Raw genomic sequence first — 11,535 nt, forward strand, 5'->3', positions numbered from 1 at the left:
TCCTGTTTACAGTGCTGATAATCCAAGAGAATATCAGTTTAGCGGCAAAAGAATACACAGAGGGCAATATAAAACCGCAAGCGGGAAAATAATCAATGCGGATGTTAATGGCGCATTGAACATCATGCGTAAAAGTAGCGTTGTGGATGTTAACATCCTATACGGTAGAGGCGAAGTGGACACGCCTGTAAGAATAAGGATTGCCTGACTTGTCGGGTGGAAACTTAAATATCAAACTTCTTAAATAGAACCGTCAGGTTCTTAGAAGCCACCTACCTTTAGGTGGGTGGTAGTTCACAATCAGCGTAATTGGTAGGCGTAAGGGTTGAGTATACATGGTACAAACTAAACAATACAGTAAAGATAACCAGTATGATGGTTATCTTTTTTTCATCCTTTTTCATTATTTAAATATACCTTTCTAAAATTTCTTTCAATCCAACAATGCTTTTTCATTTCTAGTTATAGTTTAACGCAATTAATTTAAATGTAAATAATATCTCATTTTTTGAGAAAAATAATCATTATTGCGGAATAAAGAAATAGAAAGGGTTGTGAGGAAAGATGAAATGTCCAAGATGTGGGAATGAGGATTCAAGCTATTTTGTCACAGTGAGAGGTCGTACGTATTGTCGTGCCTGCATCAAATTTGGGCGTATCTACACTGATGAGAAAATAGAAAAGAGAATCATTGTTAATAAATTAGAGGAGGTTACCTATCATCTTTCTTTCACATTGTCTCCTAGACAAAATGAAATCTCCCTTCAGCTGATTGAGTGCTTTAAGAATAAGTGGAACGCACTTGTATTGGCCGTTTGTGGATCGGGCAAGACGGAGGTTTCTTTTGGGGTCATTGCTTATGCGTTAAGTAAAGGAAAAAGAGTGTGTTTCTGTGTTCCTAGAAAAGCGCTGTGCATTGAACTTTACCATCGCTTTAAAGAACATTTTGAAGGCATAGAAATCGGCTTGATATATGGTGGTGTATGCGAGTGTGAGCAGGCCAGCTTTATCGTGTGTACAACCCATCAGCTCTATCGCTTTGTGAAAACACCTTTTCATCTTATCTTGTTAGATGAAGCTGATGCATTTCCCTTTTATGGCAATCAGGTATTAGAGTCACTCTTTAATAAATGCAATGGGGGAATTTTTATTAAGATGAGTGCCACCTTAACAAGCAAAGATATTCATGATGAAAAGCTCTTTATTATGAATAGACGTTATCATGGACATAAGCTTCCTGTCCCAAGGTGTTGCATCATGCCAACTTTCTGCTGGAATCTTTTTCTTCTTTACATGTTAAGAAAGTATGTGAAGAAACATCCGGTTCTTATTTATGTACCAACAAGAAAGAGTGTCATGAAGTATGTGTCTTTCTTATCTCATTTTTATCTTGTAAGAGGAGTATGTGCCTTGAGCAGTGACATTAATGAGAAGCTTTCTTTATTAAAGAATAGAAAGATTGATCTTCTTGTTACTACAACCATTCTAGAAAGAGGCATTACTATTGAAGATGTCTACTGTATTGTGATCAATGCGGCAGCTGCTATTTATGATGAAAGAACACTGATGCAAATTGCGGGAAGAGTAGGAAGAAAGCCTGGCTATGAGGAAGGGGACGTCTTATTTATTGATAGAGTGAAATCAAAGGAGATGAAAGTATGCATCAAGACGATCGAAAGGCTAAATCGCATGTCTGTCTGATCTGTCATAGAGATCTTCGATATGAATTGTCTATTAGAAGATTGATAAAAGAAGAACAGATCTGTTCATCATGTTTGTCTCAATTTGAAATCATGGATTCATCATCTTTGTTTCTAGGCTATCATCTGCATGTTCTTTATTATTACAACACATTCTTCAAATCCCTTCTTTTTTCTTACAAGGGACAATATGATTATGTCCTAAAAGAAGCTTTTCTGCTTCCTTTTATTGAGTCTATAAAGAAGAAATATGAACAGTACATGGTCGTCTGTGTGCCAAGCAATCATGCGACAAATCTTAAGAGAGGTTTTGCGCCCGTTGCATCTATTGCGATGACGTTTTCACACCATGTCTTTCAAGGACTCTATAAAAAAGAAGATTATAAGCAGACCGATCATAGCTTCAAGGAAAGAGAAGGTGTGAAGAATGTCATTATGTTAAAAGGAGGAGAATTTCTTCGTGGCAAGAAACTCCTGCTTTTTGATGATGTGATGACATCAGGAGAAACAATGAAACGCTGTGTATCATTATGTGCTGCCTATGATCCAGCATGCATTGAGATTCTTGTATTGTCATCACGTTATGATTGGAAAGGAAGAGATGTATGAGAAAAGCAATTGTAAGCATGATGATGGCTTGTGTACTCACTGTATTATTTCAGGGACACTTCATGTTAAAAGAAGCGAAAGCTTATTCAAGAAGACAGGAAGAACAGATTGAAAGCTGTATTAAGGTAAAGAATGGATATTTTATTAGTAAGAATCTTTCTTTGTATGTAGGTAAGCAAGATGCAAAGGCCATTAAAGCGAATTTATCAGCCTACAATGAATGTGTTAATAAGGGTCTTATTTTTATAACGAAGAATAAGACAATCGTAGAAAAGAATGATCACAGTTTCTATGTTCAAGGGGGAAATATTCACAAGCGCAAACATTACTGGTGGGGCTATCGTTTTTATCTTACTCATAATGATGCAAAGCTTTATTTAAAGAGAATGCCAAAGATTTCAAAGAAAATGGCAGCTATTGGCATTGTGCTAGGACTTTTAGGAGGAATTGTCGGCTTTACAACCGAAGGTATCGGTGGGTTTGCATTAAGCATGGCCAGCAAGATCTGTGGTGGGATGGCAGCCTATATCAATTATGTCTGCCGTAAGGTAAAAGCTGTCTATAAGAAGCTTCCTAAGAAACGTGGCCTTAAGATTGATTTTAAATATTCGCTTCTTGTATCATGTTCAAGACAGTAGGTGAGATTATGGAACCGTTTATTTTAACATTAGCTATTTATGCATTCTTTACACATTTAAGAATGTATTTGTTATTGCGTTCTACATTATTAACAAATAGAAAACTATATTTTGTGACTGGAAATGTTTCTTTATTTATTCTTATTGTGATTGTGATGCTGCAATGGTTAAAATTCTTTTAGTATTAATATTGTTTCTAACCGGATGCCATGATCAGCCATGGCAATTGCGTGATCTTCATCTTAAAGAAGAAACAGAAAGCAGACAGATCATCGCCTTAATCGACACGGGACTTTCTTCGCAGCTATTAAAGAAATATGATGACCGTATTCTTGATGTCTACAATGTCATTAAGGGATGTGAAGATGTAGAAGATTATCATGGACACGGCAGTGAAATGTTTCTTCTTGGCGTCTCAAATCAATATGGATTATTAAAAAGGGGACAATATGTGATCATCAAGGCTATTGATGATCAGGGAGAAACCAAGCCCCATTATCTCTATCTGGCATTAAAGAAGGCAGAAGAGATGGGGGCAAACATTGTCAATATGTCACTAGGTGGAATGAATGAAGATCGAGAAGTCAATCGACAGATTGAACACATGGTAAAGCACCATATTATCTTATTGGCAGCAGCTGGAGATTTTGGGGATAAGGATGTCCTTTATCCTGCATGTCATAAGCATGTGATTGGTGTAGGAGCCTATGATAGAGATCATGAAATCTGGAAGGAATGCAATACTGGAAAAGGTCTTGATTGTCTTTTTCCTGGGGTGAATTTGAATCTTGGAAAACACAGTGCAAGCGGAACATCGTATGCCTGTATGATTGCAAGTTGTTATACGGTGAGGTTACTTGATTATTACGCAAAGCGTGACAAAACACTCTCTTTTGGTCAAATTAAAAGGCTGTTAAGTAGAGATGATCGGAATTGGAAATGTTGAGAATCTCAAAAATATTGGGATTCTCTTAGAAAAAATACTATTCTTTGTAATAAAGTTACTGTTTTGTTTTCAATTTCGATATGGTATAATACGATTGCTTATGTACTGAAAGGAGATTTGATTTCATGCCTAAGAAGAAAAAAGAAATTAAAAAACAAGTAAAAAAGAGATTAAAAAAAGAAGGAGAAGAACATCAGGATTTAAATCTTGATGCGAAAATTGTCGATTTAGGCGATCATCGTGGCGATGATATTGTTGTCGATACATTTGATGATGTGAAGTTGGATGCAAAGCCACTTCCATTCTCTACAAAACCACAAAAAGATAAGAAAGGCTTTGGTGCAAAGCTAAAAAGTCTTTTCTCTCAGGATAATGCAATATTAAGAAAACTAAATAAGCAGGCTGAAGAAATTCTTGCCCTTGAACCTCAGGTACAAGTTATGAGTGATGAAGAATTAGCAGCACAGACTGAATTCTTCAAAGAAAGACTTGAAAAAGGTGAAACTTTGGATGATATCCTTGTAGAAGCCTTTGCGGTCGCAAGAGAAGCAGCATGGAGAGTCTTGGGTCTTAAAGCTTTCAAGGTACAGCTTATGGGTGGTATTTCACTTCATAATGGTGATATCGCTGAAATGAAGACAGGTGAAGGTAAGACACTTACATCAATTTTCCCAGTTTATCTTAATGCCCTAGAAGGAAAAGGTGTACATGTTATCACTGTCAACGAATATCTTGCAAGACGTGACTGTGAAGAAAATGGACGTGTTTTCAAATTCCTAGGATTAACTGTTGGTCTTAATGAAAGAGAACTTGATTCAGATGATAAGAGACGCATGCATGCATGTGATGTTACTTATACAACAAACTCAGAATTAGGTTTCGATTATCTTAGAGATAATATGGTAACAAGCTATGATGAAAAGGTATTGAGACCATTGCATTATGCCTTGATCGATGAGGTCGATTCCATCTTAATCGATGAATCTCGTACACCACTTATCATCAGTGGTGGTAAGAAACATACAGCTGCAATGTATGTTTCTGCAGATAAGTTTGTAAAGAAATTAACTAAAGATAAAGATTATGAAGTAGATGTAGAATCAAAGAGTGTTACATTAACACCTGATGGTATTACAAAAGCTGAAAAGGCATTTAAAGTAGACAATCTATTTGATCCATCAAATACAGCATTAGTTCACTATATCAACAATGCCTTAAAAGCAAACTACACAATGACATTAAATGTTGAATACATGATTGCGACTGAAGATGGTAGTCATGACATCAGAAATGCCCAGATCATGATCATCGACCAGTTCACTGGACGTGTAATGCCTGGACGTGCTTACTCTGATGGATTACATCAGGCGATTGAAGCTAAGGAAGGTGTACCTATCAAGGAAGAAACTGTTACTTTAGCAACAATCACTTATCAGAACTTCTTCCGTCTATTTGATAAGCTTGCTGGTATGACTGGTACTGCTAAGACTGAAGAGGAAGAATTCCGTTTAATCTATAACATGAGAGTTATTGAAATTCCTACTAATAAGCCAGTTATCCGTGAAGATAAATCTGACTTAGTCTTCTCTTCTAAGAGTGCTAAATATAAAGCTATCTGTGAAGAAGTAGAAAAGAGACATGCTTATGGACAGCCTATCTTGTTAGGTACTGTAGCTGTTGAAACTTCTGAAGTGCTTTCTAGCATGTTAAGAAAAAAAGGAATCAGACATAATGTATTGAATGCCAAGAACCATGCAAAAGAAGCAGCTATCATCGAAAAAGCTGGTGTTAAAGGTGCGGTTACAATCGCTACTAACATGGCTGGACGTGGTACTGATATCAAGCTTGGTGAAGGTGTAGCTGAAATTGGTGGATTGATGGTCATCGGTTCTGAACGTCATGAATCAAGACGTATCGATAACCAGCTACGTGGACGTTCTGGTCGTCAGGGTGACCCAGGATGCTCTCAGTTCTTTGTTTCATTTGAAGATGAATTAATGCAGAGATTCGCTAATGAAAAAGTGAAGACATTTACTGATGCCTTCCTTGAAGATGATGCCATTGAATCAAGAATGGTTACACGTTCTATTGAAGCTGCTCAGAAACGTGTAGAAGGACAGAACTTTGATATTCGTAAACAGCTTCTTGAATATGATGATATCATGAGACAGCAGCGTGAAATCATGTATAAAGAACGTGATGATATCATGCAGTCAGATGATCTTAAAGATATTGTCAAAGGTATGTTTAAGTCAGCTATCGAATTAGATGTTGCTCGTTTTACTAAAGAAGATGGCAAGAAACCAGTTGTAGATATGGATGGTTTACTTGATTATGTTGGAAAGAACTATATGCTTTTAACAACATTAAAAGGAAAGAATGCGGATACTGTTAAAAATGAACCTAAGAAAGTAGAAGCAGCACTTTCTGAAATTGTAGCTATGCAGTATGACAACCGTTTCAATAAAGATCTTCCATTAGCCGTAAGAACTGATTATGAAAGAAGAGTTCTTTTAGGTATCATTGATCATTCTTGGATCAATCATATCGATGCGATGAGTAAACTTAGAAATGGTATTTATTTAAGAGCGTATGCACAGCGTGACCCTCTTCAGGAATATACAGAAGAAGGATTCTATATGTTCGAAGAAATGACAAAAACTATCTCTCAGGAAATCGCTAAGACAATTGTACATATGGGTATTCGTCCAGGTACTGAAATGGAACAGAATATTCCTGAAATCACTGTCGAAGTAGAATTCAAAGAGGAAGAAGAATCTAAATAATAATGGAATTGTATGAAATAAGAAGCGGGCTTGAAAAAGCTCGCTCTTTGTTAGATGAATTATATGTATCCGCAAATATTGAAGTTAAAAAAAGAGAGATAGAGGGTCTTACTGTTCAGACGATGGATGAACATTTCTGGGATGATCAAAAGAAAGCAACAAAGATCTACAATAAACTTTCAGAAATGAAAAAGATTGCGGATAGCTACGATGAATTGACACAGGCTTATGAAGAATGTGTTGAAATCTATGATTATGTCAAAGAAACTGAAGATGAAGACTTTAGAGTCTCTTTAGAAGAAGACTATAATCAATTTGAAAAGAAACTTAGCGATTACGAATTAACATTGCTTTTTGATGAAGAATATGATCATCTTCCTGCCATTGTGGATATCCACCCTGGAGCTGGCGGAACAGAATCACAGGATTGGGCAGAAATGTTAATGCGTATGTATATGCGCTATGGTGAAAAGAAAGGCTGGAAAGTCTCAGTAGAAGACTATCTGGCTGGTGATGAAGCTGGTGTCAAATCAGTTACATTGCGTTTTGATGGCCATAATGCCTATGGACATCTCAAAGCTGAAAAAGGCGTACATCGTCTGGTGCGTATCTCACCATTCGATTCCAACAAGCGCCGACACACATCCTTTGCGTCAGTGGAAGTCCTCCCTGAAATCGATGATGATGTCGAAGTCAATATTGATATGAACGATTTACGAATCGACACTTACCGTGCATCCGGTGCCGGAGGCCAGCATATCAATAAGACAGATTCAGCTGTGCGTATTACGCACATTCCAACCAATACGGTTGTAACCTGTCAGTCTCAGCGTTCACAGCTGCAGAATAGAGAACAGGCGATGTTAATGTTAAAGAGCAAGCTGTATTTATTGATGCAGGAAGCACATGCGAAAGAATTAAGTGAGATTTCTGGCGAAAAGAAAGCCATTGAATGGGGATCTCAGATTCGTTCTTATGTTCTTCATCCTTATTCAATGGTTAAAGATAATCGATCAAATTATGAATCACATGATCCATCTTCTATTTTGGATGGAAATTTGGATGAATGTATTTATGCTTATCTTAAAGCCTATGTGAAAGGAGTACATGATGAATAGTCAGAATAAGTATCTTCGTCTTTTTGTCCATCTTATTCTCGTGCTCATTGGTAATATCATCCTTGCTTTTGGGATTGATGCATTTGCCTTGCCATCAAAGCTCATTGTATCTGGATCATCAGGTGTTGGGATTATTATCAAACAGTTCTTGCCAGTTATAGATATCTCTACAACAGTCTTTATTATTAATATGTTGGCTCTTGTAGTAGGATATTTCTATTTAGGAAAAGAGTTTATTGCTGGTACACTTGTGTCCTCATTTGCTTTTCCATTTTTCCTGGCTTTCTTTGAAAACATTCCTTCATTAGCACATTTAACTAATGATCGTCTGCTTTCTGCTATCTTTGCAGGAATATGTACCGGAATTGGACTTGGTATTGTCTTTAGAGTAGGCTACAGTACCGGAGGTCTTGATATTCCACCGGTTATCTTCAACAAGAAGTTCGGTTTCTCAGTAGGAACAATGATCAATGTTTTTGACTTGGTCATTCTTATTGGACAGATTCCTTTCAGCAACTTTGAAGGTATTCTTTACGGTATTATTTGTGTACTTGTTTCTACTTATCTCATTGATCGTGCAATGATGTTAGGGGAAAGCAATGTACAAGTTATTATCATATCCGATCGCTATGAAGAAATAGCACGTATGATCTATCGCGACGTCGATCGCGGTGTGACATTCTTAAATGTAACAACTGGATATTTAAGAAATGAAACCAAAGCAATACTCGTCATTCTTTCAAGAAGACAGTATACAAGCTTCAATGAAGATGTTCAGAAGATTGATCCTTATGCCTTTGTGATCGCTAGCGATGTGCATAGTGTAAAAGGAAGAGGCTTTACGCTTCCTGATATCAATCTGCCAAGAAACTATTAAAAAATGCAGCCATTATTGGCTGCACTTTTTTATGGCATCAATATAAAGTTCAACATGACCGCAATCGGGGCAGACTGCTGCCTTAAGTGGATACTTTTCACGATGATAGTTTTTATCTTTTTTTATAAGAACCAGATCACTAATAGAGACACCTTGGTCGATGATATAGCTTTCTTCATCCATTATCTGGTGGCATAGTGGACATTTTCGCATTTTTTTCACCTCTGCGGATTATTTTATCACAAGATGACCTATTATCATACATGAAATAAAAAAATATCATTTCATTCATACTTTTATATGTTATAATTTCACAAGGAGGATGGTCATATGATCAAATTAGAAGGTGTTACTAAAGTTTACAAAACAGGCGTGCGAGCGCTTAATGATATGAACCTAAATATTGATGCTGGTGAATTTGTTTATGTCATTGGTCCAACAGGAGCAGGGAAATCTACATTCATCAAGCTACTATATAGAGAAGAAAAAGCAACATCTGGGAAAGTCTTAGTTGATGGTAGAGATGTCAGCAAGATCCGTAACAGCAAGGTCCCATATTTTCGTAGAAAAATTGGTGTCGTTTTCCAGAACTATCGTCTTTTGCCTAGAAAGACAGTATTTGAAAACGTTGCTTTCGCATTACAGGTAACTGATACCCCAAGAAGAAAAATCAGAAACAGAGTCAGAAAAGTATTACAGCTTGTCGGACTTGAAGATAAGGCAAACGCATTCCCACATGAATTATCAGGTGGTCAGCAGCAGCGTGTCGCTATTGCCCGTGCTATCGTGAATTCACCAAAGGTACTCATTGCGGACGAACCGACAGGTAACCTTGATCCTGATACATCAGAAGGAATCATTGAATTATTGCAGAGAATCAATGAAGTCAATGGAACAACTGTCCTCGTTGTTACTCACGATAAGATCATTGTACAAAAATACAAGAAGAGAACTATCCTTATTGAAGATGGATGTGTGACTTCAGATACAAGTCTAGGAGGTTATGATAATGGAATTAATTAGTTCAATCAGAAACTTCCCTAATCATTGTAAGACCGCATTACAGAATATCTGGAGAAATGGGGTTATGTCCATTTCATCTATTTTTGCGGTAACAATCACATTAACACTTATTGGTGTATTATGTGTTATTGCGATAAACATTAATGATATCACATTAAGCATTGAACAGAGCTTAACTATTTATGTGAAAGTAAACAGGGATGCAAATGAAGCACAATCAAAACAGATTGGGCAGGAAATTGAAAAGCTTGCCAATGTAAAAAATGTTAAGTATTCAAGTAAAGAAGAAGAATTAAATAAGCTGATTGAATCAGCCAGCAGCAAGAATAAGGAACTCTTTGAAAACTATCGAAAAGACAACCCTTTAGGGGATGCCTATGAAGTAGAAGTCAAGGATGCCAAACAGATTACGAAAGTGGCGCATGATATCGAAAACATTGCCAATGTCAGCGAAGTGACCTACGGTGGTGAATCTACAAAGGATATGGTATCAATGCTTGAAAACATCAGAAATGGTGGAGCTATCTTCGTACTAGCCTTAATTGGGGTTGTACTGTTCATGATTGCCAACACGATCAAGATGGCAATTACATCTCGTTCAACAGAGATTGCGATTATGCGTATGGTTGGGGCATCTAACTGGTATATTCGTCTGCCATTTATGATTGAAGGAATCTTTATCGGATTATTTGGTTCAATTGTACCAATCATCGCCTTGTATTATGGATACAGCTTTGCCTATGTACAGTTCCAGAGAATCTTAAGTACATCCATCATGGTATTTGAAAAGCCATTCCCATTTATCTGGAATCTAAGTGGCTTGCTTGTAGCACTCGGATGTGGTGTAGGTTTAATTGGTTCATTCTTCTCAGTAAGAAAATTCTTGAAATTCTAAGACTGTTTTATAACAGTCTTTTTTTGTTTATTGCACCTTTCTTTTCTTTTATCGATGTTTTTCCTATAATAAAAATAGGAGTTGGTCATATGAGAAAAGAGTTCTTCAGTGTTCCTAATATATTGACATATTTGCGCATCTTACTTATTCCATTCTTTCTTTATGCCTACTATTGCGTGGATAATGGGACTATTCGCTTTTATAGTATGATCATTTTATTCATATCAGCAATTACTGATTTCTTGGATGGCTTTATTGCAAGAAGATATAAACAGATCACATCTATTGGAAAACTGTTAGACCCTATCGCAGATAAGCTTTATGAGCTAGTCCTTGCTTTGGTTTTAATGAAGGACTATCCGCTGTTTAAGTACATTCTCTTTCTTTTTATAGCAGAGAATGCCATGCTTTTGGGATTTGGGTTTTATATCTTCAAGAAGAAAGGCGTTCATCTAGATGGTGCTCATCTTCCTGGAAAGATTGCGACCGCATTGTTTTTTATCTTTTCCTTATTGATGATAACCTTCAATATAAAAGATACACTTATTTCCAGGGTAATGAGTATCTCCTTGTTAATTTCTGTTGGAGTAGCCACTATATATTATTTTAGACGTTTATGGAATTTATTGGTAGAGTCAAAAGTTTATGAAAAACTTGATGAATGACAGATTTCAGGGATCGATGAACGATGCGATATCATTCATGTAGTATTAAAATTGAATATTTTGAATTTTTCTAAACCGAATGATTATGAAGGTAATAAAAAAACACCTAAAAAAGGCGCAATGAGGGTATCGTCTCCTGGAGCACTGCTTGGAGAAATGATTAATTGTCTGCTGGATGGTACTTATGTGATATCTCAATGAGCTTGAGCCACTGATCAGGCATTAGCATATTATTATCAAACAAGCCAGATACAGGTGTCTTATATTTCAGTGATGAA

The 11,535-nt window shown here is 36.6% G+C and carries 13 protein-coding genes; 12 read left to right on the plus strand and 1 reads right to left on the minus strand.

Annotated features, from left to right (window positions below; genetic code table 11):
• The 9 genes from T513_RS0108535 to T513_RS0108575 all read left to right on the plus strand — a co-directional run.
• Window positions 1-208, plus strand: a 208-nt coding sequence (locus T513_RS0108535) for a transposase (RefSeq protein ID WP_031589767.1), incomplete at its 5' end; no start/stop codon positions are given.
• Window positions 209-564: 356 nt separating this feature from the next.
• The gene (locus T513_RS0108540; protein ID WP_031589769.1) at window positions 565-1,701 is read left to right on the plus strand and encodes a DEAD/DEAH box helicase; all 1,137 of its coding nucleotides are present in this window, start codon (window positions 565-567) and stop codon (window positions 1,699-1,701) included.
• A complete protein-coding gene (locus T513_RS0108545; RefSeq protein WP_031589770.1) occupies window positions 1,659-2,309 on the plus strand; it encodes a ComF family protein in 651 nt (216 codons plus the stop codon). Before T513_RS0108540 ends, T513_RS0108545 begins: the two co-directional genes overlap by 43 nt.
• Window positions 2,306-2,947 carry a hypothetical protein gene (locus T513_RS0108550; protein WP_029071289.1) on the plus strand — a complete coding sequence of 214 codons (642 nt, stop codon included), beginning with the start codon at window positions 2,306-2,308 and terminating at the stop codon, window positions 2,945-2,947. The genes T513_RS0108545 and T513_RS0108550 overlap by 4 nt, the downstream gene beginning before the upstream one ends.
• Window positions 2,948-2,955: 8 nt before the next feature.
• On the plus strand, window positions 2,956-3,129 hold the full coding sequence (locus T513_RS12245; RefSeq protein WP_155265958.1) for a hypothetical protein: 174 nt from the start codon (window positions 2,956-2,958) through the stop codon (window positions 3,127-3,129).
• Window positions 3,111-3,893, plus strand: a complete 783-nt coding sequence (locus tag T513_RS0108560; protein WP_031589771.1) for a S8 family peptidase — start codon at window positions 3,111-3,113, stop codon at window positions 3,891-3,893. Before T513_RS12245 ends, T513_RS0108560 begins: the two co-directional genes overlap by 19 nt.
• Before the next feature lie 125 nt (window positions 3,894-4,018).
• Window positions 4,019-6,679, plus strand: a complete 2,661-nt coding sequence (gene secA / locus T513_RS0108565; RefSeq protein WP_031589772.1) for a preprotein translocase subunit SecA — start codon at window positions 4,019-4,021, stop codon at window positions 6,677-6,679.
• Window positions 6,680-6,681: 2 nt separating this feature from the next.
• Window positions 6,682-7,797 (plus strand): peptide chain release factor 2, encoded by a 1,116-nt coding sequence (gene prfB, locus T513_RS0108570; protein WP_031589774.1) that lies wholly within the window; start codon window positions 6,682-6,684, stop codon window positions 7,795-7,797.
• Complete coding sequence (locus tag T513_RS0108575; RefSeq protein ID WP_029071293.1) at window positions 7,790-8,674, plus strand: YitT family protein; 885 nt, start codon at window positions 7,790-7,792, stop codon at window positions 8,672-8,674. Before prfB ends, T513_RS0108575 begins: the two co-directional genes overlap by 8 nt.
• Before the next feature lie 12 nt (window positions 8,675-8,686).
• On the opposite strand, the gene T513_RS0108580 is transcribed toward T513_RS0108575, so the two are convergent.
• Window positions 8,687-8,887 carry a hypothetical protein gene (locus T513_RS0108580; RefSeq protein WP_031589776.1) on the minus strand — a complete coding sequence of 67 codons (201 nt, stop codon included), beginning with the start codon at window positions 8,885-8,887 and terminating at the stop codon, window positions 8,687-8,689.
• A 117-nt stretch (window positions 8,888-9,004) separates the two neighbouring features.
• Between T513_RS0108580 and ftsE the strand changes: the two genes are divergently transcribed.
• The 3 genes from ftsE (at window position 9,005) to T513_RS0108595 (ending at window position 11,257) form a co-directional block, all read left to right on the plus strand.
• Entirely contained in the window at window positions 9,005-9,697 is a 693-nt protein-coding gene (gene ftsE, locus T513_RS0108585) for a cell division ATP-binding protein FtsE (protein ID WP_029072355.1), read from the plus strand.
• Window positions 9,684-10,592 carry a permease-like cell division protein FtsX gene (gene ftsX, locus T513_RS0108590; protein ID WP_029072356.1) on the plus strand — a complete coding sequence of 303 codons (909 nt, stop codon included), beginning with the start codon at window positions 9,684-9,686 and terminating at the stop codon, window positions 10,590-10,592. Before ftsE ends, ftsX begins: the two co-directional genes overlap by 14 nt.
• Window positions 10,593-10,681: 89 nt before the next feature.
• The gene (locus T513_RS0108595; RefSeq protein ID WP_031589777.1) at window positions 10,682-11,257 is read left to right on the plus strand and encodes a CDP-alcohol phosphatidyltransferase family protein; all 576 of its coding nucleotides are present in this window, start codon (window positions 10,682-10,684) and stop codon (window positions 11,255-11,257) included.
• Window positions 11,258-11,535: the final 278 nt, after the last annotated feature.

Origin of the sequence: Kandleria vitulina DSM 20405 (genome assembly GCF_000702065.1) — a bacterium.
Classification (GTDB): Bacteria; Bacillota_I; Bacilli_A; order Erysipelotrichales; family Coprobacillaceae; genus Kandleria; species Kandleria vitulina.